The 15,759-nt window shown below is 68.3% G+C and carries 16 protein-coding genes; 4 read left to right on the forward strand and 12 right to left on the reverse strand.

The window, feature by feature from the left end; all coding sequences use genetic code 11:
* Nucleotides 1–224 precede the first annotated feature (224 nt).
* Nucleotides 225–1,139, forward strand: coding sequence for a LysR family transcriptional regulator (locus tag ABE485_RS27380; RefSeq protein WP_346518401.1), 915 nt, complete (start codon nt 225–227; stop codon nt 1,137–1,139).
* 32 nt (nt 1,140–1,171) lie between these two features.
* On the opposite strand, the gene msrA is transcribed toward ABE485_RS27380, so the two are convergent.
* The 5 genes from msrA to ABE485_RS27405 are packed head-to-tail and all read right to left on the reverse strand — an operon-like array spanning nt 1,172 to nt 4,296.
* Nucleotides 1,172–1,876: a peptide-methionine (S)-S-oxide reductase MsrA gene (gene msrA, locus ABE485_RS27385; RefSeq protein WP_346518402.1), complete on the reverse strand. Its 705-nt coding sequence runs from the start codon at nt 1,874–1,876 to the stop codon at nt 1,172–1,174.
* A 34-nt stretch (nt 1,877–1,910) separates the two neighbouring features.
* Complete coding sequence (msrB, locus tag ABE485_RS27390; RefSeq protein ID WP_346518403.1) at nt 1,911–2,411, reverse strand: peptide-methionine (R)-S-oxide reductase MsrB; 501 nt, start codon at nt 2,409–2,411, stop codon at nt 1,911–1,913.
* A gap of 56 nt (nt 2,412–2,467) precedes the next feature.
* A complete protein-coding gene (locus tag ABE485_RS27395; protein WP_346518404.1) occupies nt 2,468–2,809 on the reverse strand; it encodes a pentapeptide MXKDX repeat protein in 342 nt (113 codons plus the stop codon).
* Between the two features lie 40 nt (nt 2,810–2,849).
* Nucleotides 2,850–3,641, reverse strand: a complete 792-nt coding sequence (locus ABE485_RS27400; RefSeq protein WP_346518405.1) for a molybdopterin-dependent oxidoreductase — start codon at nt 3,639–3,641, stop codon at nt 2,850–2,852.
* A gap of 10 nt (nt 3,642–3,651) precedes the next feature.
* Nucleotides 3,652–4,296: a cytochrome b/b6 domain-containing protein gene (locus ABE485_RS27405; protein ID WP_346518406.1), complete on the reverse strand. Its 645-nt coding sequence runs from the start codon at nt 4,294–4,296 to the stop codon at nt 3,652–3,654.
* Nucleotides 4,297–4,438: 142 nt separating this feature from the next.
* On the opposite strand from ABE485_RS27405, the gene ABE485_RS27410 reads away from it, so the two are divergent.
* The gene (locus ABE485_RS27410) at nt 4,439–5,158 is read left to right on the forward strand and encodes a response regulator transcription factor (protein WP_346518407.1); all 720 of its coding nucleotides are present in this window, start codon (nt 4,439–4,441) and stop codon (nt 5,156–5,158) included.
* On the forward strand, nt 5,155–6,630 hold the full coding sequence (locus ABE485_RS27415) for a sensor histidine kinase (protein WP_346518408.1): 1,476 nt from the start codon (nt 5,155–5,157) through the stop codon (nt 6,628–6,630). Before ABE485_RS27410 ends, ABE485_RS27415 begins: the two co-directional genes overlap by 4 nt.
* Before the next feature lie 24 nt (nt 6,631–6,654).
* Here the strand turns inward: ABE485_RS27415 and ABE485_RS27420 are convergent, their stop codons facing one another.
* From ABE485_RS27420 to ABE485_RS27435, 4 genes are all read right to left on the reverse strand, one after another.
* Nucleotides 6,655–7,812, reverse strand: coding sequence for an NAD(P)H-dependent flavin oxidoreductase (locus ABE485_RS27420; protein ID WP_346518409.1), 1,158 nt, complete (start codon nt 7,810–7,812; stop codon nt 6,655–6,657).
* A 126-nt stretch (nt 7,813–7,938) separates the two neighbouring features.
* Nucleotides 7,939–9,327, reverse strand: coding sequence for a tripartite tricarboxylate transporter permease (locus ABE485_RS27425; protein ID WP_346518410.1), 1,389 nt, complete (start codon nt 9,325–9,327; stop codon nt 7,939–7,941).
* On the reverse strand, nt 9,324–9,806 hold the full coding sequence (locus ABE485_RS27430; RefSeq protein ID WP_346518411.1) for a hypothetical protein: 483 nt from the start codon (nt 9,804–9,806) through the stop codon (nt 9,324–9,326). Before ABE485_RS27430 ends, ABE485_RS27425 begins: the two co-directional genes overlap by 4 nt.
* Nucleotides 9,807–9,874: 68 nt before the next feature.
* A complete protein-coding gene (locus ABE485_RS27435) occupies nt 9,875–11,164 on the reverse strand; it encodes a hydroxymethylglutaryl-CoA reductase, degradative (RefSeq protein ID WP_346518429.1) in 1,290 nt (429 codons plus the stop codon).
* A gap of 131 nt (nt 11,165–11,295) precedes the next feature.
* Here ABE485_RS27435 and ABE485_RS27440 point away from each other — a divergent pair, with 131 nt between their 5' ends.
* Entirely contained in the window at nt 11,296–12,714 is a 1,419-nt protein-coding gene (locus tag ABE485_RS27440; protein WP_346518412.1) for a PLP-dependent aminotransferase family protein, read from the forward strand.
* Here the strand turns inward: ABE485_RS27440 and ABE485_RS27445 are convergent.
* From ABE485_RS27445 to ABE485_RS27455, 3 genes are read right to left on the reverse strand one after another with little or no spacing between them, the layout of a single operon-like run.
* The gene (locus ABE485_RS27445) at nt 12,705–13,547 is read right to left on the reverse strand and encodes an anaerobic ribonucleoside-triphosphate reductase activating protein (protein WP_346518413.1); all 843 of its coding nucleotides are present in this window, start codon (nt 13,545–13,547) and stop codon (nt 12,705–12,707) included. The genes ABE485_RS27440 and ABE485_RS27445 overlap by 10 nt on opposite strands.
* The gene (gene nrdD, locus ABE485_RS27450) at nt 13,513–13,695 is read right to left on the reverse strand and encodes an anaerobic ribonucleoside-triphosphate reductase (RefSeq protein ID WP_346518414.1); all 183 of its coding nucleotides are present in this window, start codon (nt 13,693–13,695) and stop codon (nt 13,513–13,515) included. Before nrdD ends, ABE485_RS27445 begins: the two co-directional genes overlap by 35 nt.
* Before the next feature lie 51 nt (nt 13,696–13,746).
* Nucleotides 13,747–15,741, reverse strand: coding sequence for a ribonucleoside triphosphate reductase (locus ABE485_RS27455; protein WP_346518415.1), 1,995 nt, complete (start codon nt 15,739–15,741; stop codon nt 13,747–13,749).
* Nucleotides 15,742–15,759 lie beyond the last annotated feature (18 nt).

Consider the following 15,759-nt stretch of genomic DNA (forward strand, 5'->3'; position numbering starts at 1 on the left):
GCGCGGCGCAGGCCACGGCCAGCGTGCCGGCGGCGGCCAGGCCTAGCAGGCGTTGAATGAGGGGTGAAGCCGACTGCGGGAAGGGCGAACCGAGGGCCATGGCCTGTTGCTCCAGATGAATTCGGACAGTGAAGGTCCGCATTCTGGTAGCCCTTTTTCATTACGTCCAATGCATAATTCATCATCAAACCATAATCAGAACGTAATAAAAATAAGGAGCCGGGGTGAATCTTCAACAGCTCGAGCACTTCCTGGTGCTGGTCGAAACCCAGTCTTTCAGCCGTGCGGCGGCCAAATTGCACCTGACGCAACCCGCGCTCAGCCGCAGCATCCAGGCGCTTGAAGACACGCTGGGCGGACGCCTGCTGGAGCGCGACAAAGGGAAAACACTGACGGCGCTGGGCGAGCTGGCCATCGTGCGGGCCCGCCGGATCCGGGTCGAACTGGGCGAGCTGCGGCGCAGCGCCAGCCTGCTGGCCAATTACGCCGGCGGTACGCTGCGGCTGGGACTCGGGCCCACGCCCACCGCCATCCTGTCGCTGCCGCTGCTGCGCGAGATGAAGGAGCGCTACCCGGCGATCAAGCTGCTCCTGAGCGGCGGCACGTCCGAGATGCAGGTGCAGGAACTGCGCGAGGGCACGGTCGACGCGCTGGTGGTGCACCGCAACCACATCCCGGCCGATCCCGACCTGCACCTACGGTTCTTTCCGCGTACGCCGCTCGGTTTCGTGGTGCGGGCCGGCCACCCCCTGGCCGGCAAGAAAGGCCTGGATTTCGATGCGCTGCGCCGCTACGCCGTGGCGGCCAGCGGCCGCGCCATGAGCGACGAGGTCATGCACCGGCTCAATGCCTATTTCGGCCCGCCGGTGCACTTCATCGACGCGATCCAGTATCAATCGAACGATATGCAGGCCCTGGTCGACCTGGTGCGCACCACCGACACGGTGTTCTTCGGCGTGCTGCGGGTGGCGCAGCCGGCGATCGCGCGCGGCGAACTGGTGCACGTGGATGTAAGCCCGGCGCTGGAGCTTTCGTCGCAGTTCGTGTTTGTGACGCTCGAGGGCAAGACCCTGCCGCCCGCGCTGCTGCGGCTCAGCGAACTGTGCATGCACTACATGTCGGGGGCGCAGGATCCGTGACCGCAAGGGGCGCGCCGGGCCTGTGACCGGCGTCATTCCTTGTGTTCACCGACCAGCGCCGGCTTCTCCCGATACCGCTCCGGAAACGTCTTGGCCAGGTTCTCCACCTTCGGAATATCGTTGATCACGATGTACAGGCTGTTCGGATTGCGCACCAGATAGTCCTGGTGGTAGTCCTCGGCGGGGTAGAAGGCCTGCAGCGGTTCGACCTTGGTGGCCAGCGCCTTCGGGTAAACGCCTGCCTGGTTGAGCTGGGCGATGTAGGCCTCGGCCACCTTGCGCTGGCTGTCGTTGGCGGGGAACACGGCGGAACGGTATTGGGTGCCGTGGTCCGGTCCCTGGCGGTTGAGCTGGGTGGGATCGTGCGCGACCGAGAAGTAGATCTGCAGCAGTTGGCCGTAGCTGACCTGCCTGGGGTCGTAGGTGATCTCCACCGCTTCGGCGTGGCCGCTGCGGCCCCCGCTGACGGCGTTGTAGTTGGCGGTGGAGGCCTGGCCGCCGGCGTAGCCGGAGACCGCGTTGCTCACGCCCTTGACGTGCTGGAAGACGGCCTGCACGCCCCAGAAGCAGCCGCCGGCGATGACGGCCTTTTCCTGGGCGGCGGTGTCGGGCTGGTCCGCCGCGGGAGGCGGAATGATGAAGGCGCGCTCGGCGGCCGGGGCGGCGGCCGAGCCCAGCAGGCCGCCGGCGGCGGCTAGCGCGGCGCAGAGCCTGCGGATCGTGGGATGCTTGGACATGGTGTCGGGTCCTGATGGGTGGGCGGTCCGCGGCTCAGGCCTGCGGGGCGAAGGTCATGGCCACGCCGTTCATGCAGTAGCGCAGGCCGGTGGGGCGCGGGCCGTCGTCGAAGACGTGGCCCAGGTGGCCGCCGCAATTGGCGCAATGCACGGCGGTGCGGGTCATGCCGAAGCTGCGGTCGCGGGTTTCGCCGACGCCGCCGGGCAGGGGCTGCCAGAAGCTGGGCCAGCCGGTGCCGCTGTCGAACTTGGTGGATGACGAAAACAGCGGGTGCTCGCAGCCTGCGCAGGCGAAGGTGCCTTTGCGGTGTTCGTCGTTGAGCGGGCTGGTGTAGGGGCGTTCCGTGCCGTCGCGGCGCAGCACTTCGTACTGCTCGCGCGTCAGCCGTTCGCGCCATTGCGTGTCGGTGAGCGTATAGGGAAAGGCGCCGGCGGCCGTTGCCGGGCCGCTGCGGGCGGCCAGCAGCGGCGCCAGGCCGGCAGCCGCGGCGGCGGCGCCGCCCAGGCCCAGGAAGTGTCTGCGGTTCAGTCTCATGGCGTGCTCCGTAAGAGGTCGCGGCGGGCGCCCGCTGGCGCGGGCCCCGTGCGGGCCTACTTGCTCATGCCGTCCTTGCCCATGGAATCCTTGGACATCGAGCCCTTGGACATGGAGTCCCTGGACATCGAACCCTTGGACATCGAATCCTTGCCCATGGAGTCCTTGGACATCGAGCCCTTGGACATGCCGTCGTGGGACATCCCGTCTTTCTTCATGCCGTCATGGGACATGGAATCCTTCTTCATCCCGTCCTGCGACGGGGCGTCCTTGGACATGCTGCTCTTGCTCATGCCGTCTTTGCCCATGCCTTCCTTGCCCATGGCGTCGGCGGCATGCGCGGCCGCGGCGCCGAAGGCCAGGCACAGGGACAATGCGGCGGTGGTGAGTTTCTTCATGATGCGTTCCTTTGAGGGTTGGGGTAAGACAGGAATCCACCTAGCTGCCGCCGAACCAGTTGTAGCCCTGGTCCTCCCAGTAACCGCCCGGGTAGGTGTTGGTGACGAAAATCGCCTGGATGTGCTTGGGATTCTTGTAGCCAAGCTTCGTGGGCATGCGCAGCTTCATGGGGAAGCCGTATTCGGGGGGGAGCGTGCGGCCGTCGTAGGTCAGCGCCAGGATGGTCTGCGGGTGCAGGGCGGTGGGCATGTCGATGCTGGTGTAGTAGTCATCCGCGCACTTGAAACCCACGTACCTGGCGCTCAGGTCGGCGCCCACGCGCTTGAGGAACGCCGAGAACGGCACGCCGCCCCATTTGCCGATGGCGCTCCAGCCTTCGACGCAGATGTGCCGCGTTACCTGGTCGATCTGCGCCATGGCGCGCAGCTCGTCGAGCCGCCAGCGGCGCTTGTCCGCCACCAGGCCGGTGACTTCCAGCCGGAACGATTCCTCGTCCACGTGGCGCACTTCGTCGATGCCGTAATAGGCATTGAAGGGGAAGGGACGGGTGATCATGGATTCCGGATAGGTGGGCGCCAGCTGGTTCGGGTCGAAGATCCAGCCCTGCACGCGGTCGTTGAACCGGGAGACGGCGGCAAGGGCCTTTTCGACGTTTTCGTCGTCGGACAGCGAACAGCCGGACAGCATGGCCACGCCGCCCAGCGTCAGGCTGCGGCGCAGGAACGCGCGGCGGGACGGCTGCTCCACGCGCCTGTCCAGGAGCTTCTTTGCTTCCTGCAGGATGGCCTGGCCGTCCAGGCCCAGCAGGGAAAGGCGTCGTTTCTGGCTCATGGAGGGCTCCTTATTTGCCGCGGATCATGGCGATGAGGCTGCGGGGCACCAGCGCCACCATCGCCAGATGAACGGCGACGAACGCCGCCAGCAGCGCCATCGCAAAAAAGTGGACGCGCCGCGCGGCCTCGTAGCCGCCCATGAGCTCGCGCAGCAGGTCGAATTGCACGGACTTCCACAGCACCAGGCCGGACAGGATCAGTAGCGCGATATCGGCCATGACGAACAGGTAGGCCAGGCGCTGCACCTGGTTGTAGCGGCGCGGGTCGGCGTGGGACAGCCTGCCGCGCAGCGCGGCGGCCAGGTCGCGGGCGACGCCGCCCGGACTGACGGGCAGGAACTTGCGCCACAGGCGCCCGGTGGCCAGGTTCAGCGCCAGGTACAGCAGGCCGTTGCCGAACAGCAGCCACATGCCGGCGAAGTGCCATTGCAGGGCGCCGCCCAGCCAGCCGCCCAGCGTGATGCCGTCGGGAAAGGCGAAGTCGAAGAAGGGCGAGGCGTTGTAGATGCGCCAGCCGCTCGTGACCATGACGACCACGGCCAGGGCGTTCAGCCAGTGCGTGATGCGCAGCCAGCGGGGGTGGATCGTGGCGGGCTCGGGCGCGGCCTGCCGGGGAGGGAGCGGCGTATCGTTGAGGGCGGGGCGGGCCAGCATGGCGGTCTCCGGGGGCTTGTCGTTGGAAGCATTCTTCCCCCGGGCCGATACCGAAGTCCTCACGCAAAGTTAAATTAAATGTGAACTCTCGCCCGCGCGGATTGGCGACAATAGGCGCATCGACCCTGCCCCAGAGTGCCCCATGGAAACGCCCCGACGCGTCCTGATCGTTGAAGACGACGCCCACATCGCCGAACTGCTGCGCCTGCATTTGCGCGACGAGGGCTATGCCGTCGAACATGCCGCCGACGGCAACGAAGGCATGCGCCGGCTGGAAGAAGGCGGCTGGGACGCGCTGGTGCTGGACCTGATGCTGCCCGGCATCGACGGCCTTGAAATCTGCAAGCGCGCCCGCGCCATGGCGCGCTACACCCCCATCATCATCACCAGCGCCCGATCCAGCGAGGTGCACCGCATCCTGGGGCTGGAGCTGGGCGCGGACGACTACCTCGCCAAGCCGTTTTCGATGCTGGAGCTGGTGGCGCGTGTGCGGGCGCTGCTGCGCCGCAGCGACGCCATCGAGCGCAACGCGCGCATCGACGCGGGCAGCCTGGCCGTGCATGGCGTGCTGATCGACCCGATCGCGCGCACGGTCGACGTGGACGCGCAGCGCCTGGACCTCACGCCGCGCGAATTCGACCTGCTGCATTTCTTCGCGCGGCATCCGGACAAGGTGTTTTCGCGCATGGACCTCCTGAACCAGGTGTGGGGCTACCAGCACGAAGGCTACGAGCACACGGTCAACACGCACATCAACCGGCTGCGCACCAAGATCGAGGCCGACCCGTCCAACCCGCAGCGCATCCTGACCGTCTGGGGCAGGGGCTACAAGTTCGCGGCGGCGCCCGGGGGGCCGGCATGAAACGCCTCACCTTGACCCAGCGCCTGTCCGCCGTCTTCGCGTTGCTGCTGCTGGCCTGCTGCGGGGCGTCCGCCTGGCTGCAGATCGCCGCCAATTCGCGCTATGAACAGGAAGTCGTGCAGCGCCTGTCCAGCGGGCTGGCGCAGCACATCGCCGGCTCCACCGAACTGATGGACGCCGGCGGCTGGAAGCCGGACGCGGTGCGCTCGATGTTCGACATGCTGATGACCGTGAATCCGGCGGTGGAGGTCTACCTGCTGTCCAACGACGGCCGCATCGTGGGCGACGCCGCGCCGCCGGGGCAGATCAAGCGCGATCGCGTGGACCTGGGGCCGGTCAAGCGGCTGCTGGGCGGCGGCATGCTGCCCATCACGGGTGACGACCCGCGCAACCCGGACGCGCAAAAGGTGTTCAGCGCCGCGCCCGTGCGCGTGGACGGCCGCGAGCAGGGCTACGTCTACGTCGTGCTGCAGGGCCAGGCGCATGACGAGCTGGCCATGGACGTGTCGCGCAGCTCGGTGCTGCGCACGACGCTGTGGTCGATCGCGCTGGTGGCGCTGCTGGGGCTGGTGGCCGGCCTGGCCGCCTTCGGCCTGATCACGCGGCCGCTGCGCGGCCTGACGCGGGCGGTGCGCGCCTTCGAGGGCGACGACGGACAGGCGCTGGCCGCGCTGGAGCGGCCCGGCGATGCCGCCCGCAATGGCGACGAAATCGCCGTGCTGCGGCGCACGTTCGCGCAGATGGGGCGGCGGATCTCGGATCAGTGGCGCGAGCTCACGCGCCAGGACCAGCAGCGCCGCGACCTGGTCGCCAATATTTCCCACGACCTGCGCACGCCGCTGACGTCGTTGCACGGCTACCTGGAGACCCTGCGGCTCAAGGACGAGACCCTGGACCCCGGCGAGCGCCGCCGCTACCTGGACATCGCGCTGGCGCAGAGCCGCAAGGTGGGCCGGCTGGCGCAGGAACTGTTCGAACTGGCGCGGCTGGAGTCCGGGCTGGTGCGGCTGGAGCCCGAGACGTTCTCCCTGCCCGAGCTGGTGCAGGACGTGATCCAGAAGTTCGAGCTGGCCGCCGAGGCGCGCCGGCAGCACCTGACCACGGACATTCCGCAGGCGCTGCCGCCGGTGCGCGCGGACCTGGGGCTGATCGAACGCGTGCTCACCAATCTGCTGGACAACGCCATCCGCCACAGTCCGCCGGGCGGCCACATCGAATTGCAGCTGGGCCTGACCCGCAATCGCGTGCAGGTGCAGGTCAGCGATTCCGGCAGCGGCATTCCCCCGGAACTGCGCGCGGGGCTGTTCACCCGCGCGTCGGCGCTGAACCGCGGGCCGGGCGACGGCGGCGGCCTGGGCCTGGTGATCGTGCAGCGCATCCTGCAGCTGCACCAGAGCGAGATCCGGCTGGTGGAACAGGCGGGCAGCGGCGCGGTGTTCCAGTTTGACCTGGCGACGGGGACGCAGTCCTAGCGCTTGCCTCGCGCGGGTCGCTACCTAAGCGGCGGCGGGCATTTCGCCGTGCAGCAGGTAGTCCATCAATTCGCGCACCGAGCGCATGGCGTTGCCGAACGGCAGCTTGGACGCGCCGCGGAAGAACAGGCCGCGGCTGACTTCGCCGCGCATGGCGGCGGCCAGCTTCAGGTCGATGCAGAACTGGCCGAACTTGGCGATGCCATCGCGCAGCCCGCATTGCGTCAGGCAGTCCATGCGCTGGCTGCACCGACGCGGGTCGGCGCGGGTGTTGGCCTGCAGCGTGCCTTCCTGGCGCAGGTAGCGCGTGAGCCACGGCGTGGCCACGGCGCGCGCCGGCAGGCCGGCCACGCTGGTGAATTCGGCAAGCTGGGACGGATCGGCGTCGATCAGCACGCGCTTGAAGTTTTCGTGCGCGTCGCCTTCCTGGGTGACGGCGAACGCGGTGCCCACCTGCACGCCGTCGGCGCCGTGGGTGAGCCAGTGGCGCACCTGTTCATGGCTGCCCACCCCGCCCGCGACGATCAGCCGCGGCGCGTCGCGGCCCAGCTGCAGTTCGCTGAAGAGCGAATGGCAGTCGGCGAGCACGCGCTTGAAGTCGAAGCGTTCGCTGTGCAGGTCGTCCAGCCGGGCCGCGCCCAGGTGGCCGCCGGCGTAGCCCGGGTGCTCGATAACCACGGCGTCGGCCAGCCGGCCCTTTTTCATCCACTTTTTCAGCACGGCGGCCACGCCGCGCGCTTCCGACAGGATGGGTACCAGCGCCACCTTGGGGAAGTCCGCCGTCATTTCCGGCAGGTCCAGGGGCAGGCCCGCGCCCATGACGATGGCTTGCGCGCCGCTTTCGCACGCCTGGCGCACCAGGGCCTGGTGGTCGCGCACGGCCTTCATGACGTTCACGGCCACCAGGCCGCGTCCCTGCGCCGTGTCCAGCGCGGCGCGCACTTCGCGGTGCAGCGCTTCGCGGTTGGCGGTGTCGATCGTGTCCCGGTCATTGCATTTTTCGGTCTTTTCCACGAGATCGGCGTGGTGATGGCGCAAATCGACGCTGGCGATGGTGCCCACGGCGTTCTGGCTGGCAACCGCGCCGGCCAGGCGATGGGCGGATACGCCAACGCCCATGCCGCCCTGCACGATGGGCAGCAACTCGCGTCCGGCGAGGGTGAGTGATTTGAACCACGTCATGATATGAGTCTTTCCTCTGGTCAAGAGACCAGAGGCTAGAGCAAGGGGGGGAGCACCGCCTTGCGATGCATCAAGCGGCGCGGCAATGGCGGACGGGGCGCGCAGCCCCGCCCGATGCGTCACGCTTTATGCGACGAGCTTGACGATCGCCGGCACCGACAGCACGGCGGTGTAGTAGCCCATGAACTGCACGCCCGTGTTGAAGCCGAACAGGCGCGACAGCAGGCCGCCGATGAGGCCCATGGTCAGGATGACGAGCAGGCCCAGGAACTGGCCTTCCCAGACGCTGATCACGATGATCAGGCCGACGAACGTGGCGATGATGGCTTCATGGCTGACCCTGCGCGACACGAACAGCGCGGCGCGGCGCGCGAAGTTCATGGCGAAGGGGTAGGACACCACCGCTGCCAGCAGCACCGCCAGCATGCCGTAGCCCAGGAATTCCCAGTGGTTCAGCAGGTTGTGCAGGTTGTGCGTCTGGCCGGTCGCCGCATCCACCGTGAAGCGCGGCGGCGCGTTGAACAGGGGCGCCGCCGGGCCGGCCGCGACCGGGCTCAGGGGCAGGCCGAACGCGATCAGCGGAATCAGCGCCTCGGCGATGTAGGTGGCTTCGGTGACGCCATTGCGCGCGCTGAGCACCGTGGTCAGGCGGTGATAGGCATGCTTGACGCGCGAGCCCACCAGTTCGCCCAGCACCACGGTCATGGCGACCGGGCTGAACACGAAGGTGGCGCTGGAGATCGCGGCCGTGGCCAGCGTCCAGCGCGTCTGCACGCGGTCCATGACCTTCAGCGGATTCGGGAAATAGCCCGACCAGCCCTTGACGTCGGGCGCCAGCGAAAACGTGCGCACCTTGTCGCGCAGCATCTTGCTGCGGCCCTGCGGCGAAATCACGGTGAACAGGTCGGCGATCAGCGGTCCGATGGCGATGCCCAGGAAATAGCTGATGCTGAGCTTGACGCCGTATTTGGCCGTCAGGCTCTGCAGCGCGATGATGATCATGACGAACGGCACCAGCAGCGCCACCGCGGCCCAGCGTCCGGCCGAGAAGTAGGCGATCAGCACCGCCGCGGCCAGGAAGATCCAGGGGGCCGACTTGGTGATGGCCGCGCCGAACGGCGCCAGCAGCACGGCGAACAGCACGGCCAGCGGCACCGCCACGAAGGCGGCGACGATGGCGCCGGACACCATCTTGCGCAGGGCGATGTGCGGCACCCCCAGCTTGCGCAGCATGTTCGCGTCCTGCAGCAGCGGCGTGGCCAGCGTGTCGCCGGGGATGCCGAGCAGCGCGGTGGGCACGGCATGCGTCATGTGCTTGGCCACGGCGCCCGCCAGGAAGAAGGTGAAGACGCCGGCGGGCGGCACGCCCAGCAGCACCACCAGCAGGGTCAGCGGGGCCAGCGTGGTGGTCTCGTCGGTGCCGGACACCAGGCCGATGGCCGCGAACACCACCGCGCCCAGCAGTCCCATGCCGGCCGCCACCATGATCTGTTCGAGAAGGACGGGATCGCTCATGCCAGCGCCTCCTTGGCGGCGCCGCGCCGCGCATCGGCGGCGGCCGGGACGGGGGCCTTGCCCGCCGGTTCGGCGAACAGGTCGTACAGGTCCAGATCCTTGAGTTCGCGCACCACCGGCTCGGGCAGGTCCGCCAGGGTGCCCAGCCCGCCGGGTTGCTCGGCCAGTTCGGCCAGCACCTCGGCGCGCCACGCCGGGTCATGCGTGGCGCTGTGCTCGATGACTTCGCGCTTGGGCGGGAAGAGGCGCGCGCAGATGACGCCGGCCAGCACGCAGCCGGCCAGTCCGGCCAGCATGGCGTAGGCGTGGGCCAGTTCGGGCGACGCCACCACGCCGCGCAGCCAGCGGCTGGCGGCGAAGAAGCCCGCCACGCTGATCGTGATGCCGATGCCGATGGCCCAGGCCAGGTGCCTGAGGTCCACGGTGTCGCTCCAGACTTCGGCCAGGCGCGTGGAGGGCGCCGGGGGGCTGTGTTTCATGTCTCTCTCCTGTAGTCGGGCGGCGCGCGGACTTCGCCGGCGCCGCCTCGGGTTCTTGTCCTGCGGGGTTATCGGGAAGCGCGCATTTCCTCCAGCAAGGCCAGCGCACGGTCGGTGCGCACGTCCTTCTCGGCCGCCATGCGCTTGGCGACCGCATCGATCTCGGCGCCCGTCGCGCCGGCCACCAGCGCAATGTTGCGGGCATGCAGCGCCATGTGGCCGCGCTGGATCCCTTCGGTGGCCAGCGCGCGCAGCGCGCCCAGATTCTGCGCCAGGCCGACGGCCACGGCGACTTCGCCCAGTTCCTGCGCCGAACGCACGTCCATGATCTTGAGCGCCAGCCGCGCCAGCGGATGGGTCTTGGTCGCGCCGCCCACCAGGCCCACGGGCATGGGCATTTCGATCGTGCCGACCAGGGCGCCCGAGGTGTCCTTTTCCCAATGCGTGAGGGACGTGTAGCGGCCCGACCGGCTGGCGTAGGCGTGCGCGCCGGCCTCGACCGCGCGCCAGTCGTTGCCGGTGGCCACGATGACGGGGTCGATGCCGTTCATGATGCCTTTGTTGTGCGTCGCGGCGCGGTAGGGGTCGATGGCGGCGAACGTGTAAGCGTCCAGCACGCCTTCGATGATCTCCGCGCCGCTGCGCTCCTTGGTGTCCAGCACCTGCGGCGTCAGGCGCACGCGGGCGCGGGCCAGGCGCAGGTCGGCCAGGTTGGACAGGATGCGCAGGCGCACCGAGCCGCCGACGATCTCTTCGACCAGCGGCGCCACGGCCTCGGCCATGGTGTTGACGGTGTTGGCGCCCATGGCGTCGCGCACGTCCACGATCAGGTGCATGACGATCATGGGGCCGCGCGGGGTGTCCGGGAAGACGTGGACTTCGATGTCCTGGCAGCCGCCGCCCAGTTCGATCAGCACCTTGTCTCGGCTGTTGGCCAGGGTCAGGATGCGCTCGCGCTCGCGCAGCAGGGCCAGGCGCGCGCCGTGCGGATCCGTCAGGCCCAGCACCTGGACCTGGGCGCGCATCAGCGGACGGGTGCTGGACGTTTCGAAGCCGCCGCATTCGCGCGCCAGCTTGGCCATGAACGACGCGGCGGCGACCACCGACGGCTCTTCCACCGCCATGGGCACCAGCACGTCGCGGCCGTTGACCTGGAAATTGCCCGCCACGCCCAGCGGCAGCTCGAACGCGCCGATGACGTTTTCGATCATGCCGTCGGCACGGGCCAGGCCCAGCGCGCCGGGCTCGGCCAGCATCTGCCGCTCTTCGGCGGTGAGCGAGGCCGCGTCGGCGATGACGGCAAGGCGTTGGGCGGGGGTAAGGGCCCGGAAGTTGGGCAGGCGTGAATCGGCCACGATGGCGTGTCTCCGTATAAGAATCGAGTGGCCTGATTCTAGGTAAACTGTACCGCTATTCAGAGGTACAGTTTGGGCAAACAGTACCATTGCACTGCACCAATTTCTGGCAACCCTCCCGTGGAAATCCGATCGTGGACGAAGCAAATCCGCCCGGCAGGCCCCAGCGCGCCGCGCCCATCGCCGAAAGCCTGGCCAGGCTGATCGGGCAGCAGATCGCCGACGGCGTCTACCGCGCGGGCGACAAGCTGCCGTCCCTGCGCGAGCTGGCGCAGCTGCACCGCTACGCGAAGAACACGGTGGTGGTGGCGTTCGAGATGCTGGTGGCGCGCGGCCTGGTGGAGCCGCGCCGCGGCTCGGGCTTCTACGTGCTGGGCGTGGAGCACGCGCGTGCGCCCGCTGAAGAGGAACCCGGACAGTTGAGCCGCGCGATGGACATCGTGTGGCTCATGCGCGAACAGCTCAAGACCCAGCCCGACGCGGTCGCGGTGGGCGACGGCTTTCCGCCGGTGGAGTGGCTGGCGGACATGCGGATGGACCGCTATCACCAGAAGGTCGTGCGCACGGGGCTGGGCGCCTTGTTCCGGTATGGCAGCCGTTTCGGCTATGCGCCGCTGCGCGAAAGCCTGGTGCGCAAGCTGGGCGACGTGGGGATCAATACGGCGCCGTCGCAGCTGGTGCTGACGCACGGCGCGAACGAGGCCATGGACCTGGCGATCCGCTATTTCCTGCCGCCCGGTTCGACCGTGCTGGTGGACAACCCCGGCTATTACCCGCTGTTCGGCAAGCTGAAGCTGGCCGGCGTGCGGATGCTGGGCGTGCCGCGCCTGCCGGACGGCCCCGACCTGGGCGCGCTGGAAGCCTTGCTGCAGCGCGAAAAGCCGCGCCTCTTCTTCACGCAATCGCTGGCGCACAACCCGACCGGCTCGGACATCTCGCCGGCCAAGGCCTACAAGGTCCTGCAGCTGTCGGAACGCTACAACCTCATGGTGGTCGAGAACGATCCGCTGGCCGACTTCAAGCCGACGTCGGCCGTGCGCCTGTCGGCGCTGGACCAGCTTGAACGCACGATCTACATCGGCAGTTTCTCGAAGTCGTTTTCGGCGGCGCTGCGCGTCGGCTTCATCGCCTGCAATGCGGCCCTGGCCAGCGACCTGGCCGACCTGAAGGCGCTGGTGCACGTCAGCAGCTCGGAATACTGCGAGCGCATGGTGGACGTGATGCTGCGAGAAGGCCACTACGAACGCCACCTGGTGCGGCTGCGCCAGCGGCTGGAAGCGGCGACCGGCCACGCGCTGCAGGTGCTGGATTCGCTGGGCGCCGAAGTCTTCGCCCGGCCCACCAGTTCGCTGTACCTGTGGTCGGCCTTTCCGGGCGTGGAAGATTCGCTGACCCTGGCGGCGGCGCTGATGCCCCAGAAGGTGATCATGGCGCCCGGGCGCGTATTCAGCGTGGACCCGACGGCCGTGTCGCCGTGGTCCCGCTGCAATGTGGGGGCGGTGGAGTCGCCGCGGTTCCTGGCTACCCTGAAGGCGCACCTGTCTCAGCGATAGGCGAATTCCAGGAAGATCCGCCGCAGTTCCGCCTGCGCCTGGGTGCTGAGGGCGCGCGCGACCGGCGCGCCCGGTCCCGAGCGCGCCGCCTGCACGGCGAAGCGCCGCACGCCGCGGCGCGCCAATTCGCGGGCCAGGACCATGAGCCTGGCCTCGTCCAGCCAGTCGGGGTGCCAGGTGATGCGGCATTCGAAATCGGGGCCGGCCGACAGCAGCTGCGTCAGGCAGGCCTGCGCCGGGCGCTGCGAATCGCGCCGCCCGGTGATGTCGTCGTAGCCCTTGGCGTCCGCCTTGATGTCCATGCCGACCCAGTCCAGGTGCCGAAGCACGTCGGCCAGGCGCAGCGGATAGATGCCCGCGGTATGCAGCCCCACCCGGTAGCCCATGCGCTTGACGTCGCGGATCATGGACGGCAGGCGCGGCTCGCTCAGGGGTTCGCCGCCGGAAAACACCACCGCGTCCAGGAGGCCCTTGCGGGTTTCCAGGAACGCGCGGACCTCGCGCCAGTCGTAGCGGGCGGCGCGCGTCTGCAGTTCGGTGTTGTGGCAGTAATGGCAGCGCCACGGGCAACCGGCGATGAACACCACCGCGGCCAACTGGCCGGGCCAGTCCACGGTTGAAAACGGCACCAGCCCGCCCACGGCGGGCGAGTGCCTGGGCAGCGGCTGGATGACGGGCTGCGGCGGCGCGGCATAGGCGGGCCGGTCGGCCAGCCTGCGAATTTCGTGGCAGGCCGGCGCTCCGCTTGCGGGATGAGTTGGAGCGCCCGTTGCCGGCGCGCCCCGCGGTGTCGCGCCCTCAGGCGCGGCGTTCGACGAAGAAGCGGCGTTCATTGAATTCGCCCTGTTTGCCGGTGTTGAAAGAAGAAACCGGACGGTGGTAGCCCATTACCCGGGTCCAGACTTCGCAGCGCACGCGCTGGCTGTCGTCCAGCTGGACGGCGGGAGCGGACGTGGCGACGGGGGCGGTCAAGGTTTGCATAGGATTTCCTTGTAAGTGGGGGCCGGGCGGATGCCCGGCGGGGACACGGCGCTAGGCCGGGGTGCAGCACGCCGACTGCCTGGCCAGCAGTTCGGCGTCGCATTTGGGGCAGAACTCGTGGTGCCCGGCCAGGTAGCCGTGATTGGGGCAGATCGAGAACGTGGGCGTCACCGTGATGTACGGCAACCGGAAATTGCTCAGCGCGCGGCGCACCAGCTGCTTGCACGCGTCGGCCGACGACACCGCTTCGTTCATGTACAGGTGCAGCACGGTGCCGCCCGTGTACTTGCTCTGCAGCGCTTCCTGCAGTTGCAGCGCCTGGAAGGGATCGTCGGTGTAGCCCACCGGCAGCTGGCTGGAATTGGTGTAGTAGGGCTGGGCGTCGGTGCCCGCCTGCAGGATGCCGGGGCAGCGCTTGCGGTCCTCGCGCGCGAAGCGGTAGGTGGTGCCTTCGGCCGGCGTGGCCTCCAGGTTGTAGAGATGGCCGGTTTCTTCCTGGAATTCGGTCATGCGCTGGCGCACGCGGTCCAACAGCCGCACGGCCAGCGCGTGGCCCGCCGGCGTGGTGACGTCGTCGGCGTCGTCCGTGAAGTTGCGGATCATCTCGTTGATGCCGTTCACGCCCAGCGTGCTGAAGTGGTTGCGCAGCGTGCCCAGGTAGCGGCGGGTATAGGGGTACAGCCCCTGGTCGATGTAGCGCTGCACTACCTTGCGCTTGGTCTCAAGCACATCGCGGCCCAGGCCCAGCAGGTAGTCCAGGCGTTCCATCAGTTGCGCCTCGTCGCCGCGGCAGGTGTAGCCCAGGCGCGCGCAGTTCACGGTCACGACGCCAACGGATCCGGTCTGCTCGGCCGAACCGAACAGGCCGTTGCCGCGCTTGAGCAGTTCGCGCAGGTCCAGCTGCAGGCGGCAGCACATCGAGCGCACCATGTGCGGCTCAAGATCCGAATTCAGGAAGTTCTGGAAATAGGGCAGCCCATAGCGCGCGGTCATCTCGAACAGGCGCTCGGTGTTGGGATGGTCCCAGTCGAAATCGGGGGTGATGTTGTAGGTGGGAATGGGGAACGTGAAGACGCGGCCCTTGGCGTCGCCCGCCATCATGACTTCGATGTAGGCGCGGTTGATCATGTCCATCTCGGCCTGCAGGTCGCCGTACGAGAAGGGCATTTCCTCGCCGCCCACGTAGGGGATCTGGTCCTTCAGGTCGGCCGGGCAGGTCCAGTCGAAGGTCAGGTTGGTGAACGGCGTCTGCGTGCCCCAGCGGCTGGGCACGTTCAGGTTGAAGATCAGTTCCTGGATCGATTGCTTCACGTCCGCGTAGGTCATGGCGTCGCGGCGGATGAAGGGCGCCATGTAGGTGTCGAACGAACTGAACGCCTGCGCGCCGGCCCATTCGTTCTGCAGCGTGCCCAGGAAGTTCACGATCTGGCCGATGGCGGCCGACATGTGCCGCGGCGGCGTGGACTCTACCTTGCCGGGGATGCCGTTGAAGCCTTCGGTCAGCAGCTGGCGCAGCGACCAGCCCGCGCAATAGCCGCTGAGCATGTCCAGGTCGTGGATGTGGATGTCGCCTTCGCGATGGGCGTGTCCGGCCTCGGGCGCGAAGACGTTGGACAGCCAGTAGTTGGCGGTGACCTTGCCCGCCACGTTCAGGATCAGGCCGCCCAGGCTGTAGCCCTGGTTCGCATTGGCATTGACGCGCCAGTCGCGCTGGTCCAGGTACTCTTCCATCGCGCTTTCCACGTCCACCAGCGTGTGGCGCAGCGAACGCAGGCGGGCGTGCTGTTCGCGGTGGACGATGTAGGCGCGCGCGGTGCGCCAGTGGCCCGCCCGGACCAGGGCTTCCTCGACGCGGTTCTGGATGGTTTCGACGCCGGGGCAGACATTGCCCTCCAGGGCCGCGACCACCGTGCCGGTCAGGGTCCGCGCGCCGGCCAGGTCCAACTCCCCGGTGCTCTGGCCCGCCGCCGCCATGGCTTGAGCGATCTTGTCGCTATCGAATGCAACGACGCGGCCGTCGCGTTTGAGGATATGTTGGATTTCCATGTTTGGCACCATATGTAG

It is taken from the genome of Achromobacter spanius (genome assembly GCF_039673305.1).
GTDB classification, from domain to species: Bacteria; Pseudomonadota; Gammaproteobacteria; order Burkholderiales; family Burkholderiaceae_B; genus Achromobacter; species Achromobacter spanius_F.

Bases quoted from the DNA above. Each gene is read 5' to 3' on its own strand.
- msrA (WP_346518402.1), bottom strand. From the start codon at position 1,876: ATGTCCAAGCATCCCACGATCCGCAGGCTCTGCGCCGCGCTAGCCGCC.
- msrB (WP_346518403.1), bottom strand. From the start codon at position 2,411: ATGAGACTGAACCGCAGACACTTCCTGGGCCTGGGCGGCGCCGCCGCC.
- ABE485_RS27395 (WP_346518404.1), bottom strand. From the start codon at position 2,809: ATGAAGAAACTCACCACCGCCGCATTGTCCCTGTGCCTGGCCTTCGGC.
- ABE485_RS27400 (WP_346518405.1), bottom strand. From the start codon at position 3,641: ATGAGCCAGAAACGACGCCTTTCCCTGCTGGGCCTGGACGGCCAGGCC.
- ABE485_RS27405 (WP_346518406.1), bottom strand. From the start codon at position 4,296: ATGCTGGCCCGCCCCGCCCTCAACGATACGCCGCTCCCTCCCCGGCAG.
- ABE485_RS27410 (WP_346518407.1), top strand. From the start codon at position 4,439: ATGGAAACGCCCCGACGCGTCCTGATCGTTGAAGACGACGCCCACATC.
- ABE485_RS27415 (WP_346518408.1), top strand. From the start codon at position 5,155: ATGAAACGCCTCACCTTGACCCAGCGCCTGTCCGCCGTCTTCGCGTTG.
- ABE485_RS27420 (WP_346518409.1), bottom strand. From the start codon at position 7,812: ATGACGTGGTTCAAATCACTCACCCTCGCCGGACGCGAGTTGCTGCCC.
- ABE485_RS27425 (WP_346518410.1), bottom strand. From the start codon at position 9,327: ATGAGCGATCCCGTCCTTCTCGAACAGATCATGGTGGCGGCCGGCATG.
- ABE485_RS27430 (WP_346518411.1), bottom strand. From the start codon at position 9,806: ATGAAACACAGCCCCCCGGCGCCCTCCACGCGCCTGGCCGAAGTCTGG.
- ABE485_RS27445 (WP_346518413.1), bottom strand. From the start codon at position 13,547: ATGAACGCCGCTTCTTCGTCGAACGCCGCGCCTGAGGGCGCGACACCG.
- nrdD (WP_346518414.1), bottom strand. From the start codon at position 13,695: ATGCAAACCTTGACCGCCCCCGTCGCCACGTCCGCTCCCGCCGTCCAG.
- ABE485_RS27455 (WP_346518415.1), bottom strand. From the start codon at position 15,741: ATGGAAATCCAACATATCCTCAAACGCGACGGCCGCGTCGTTGCATTC.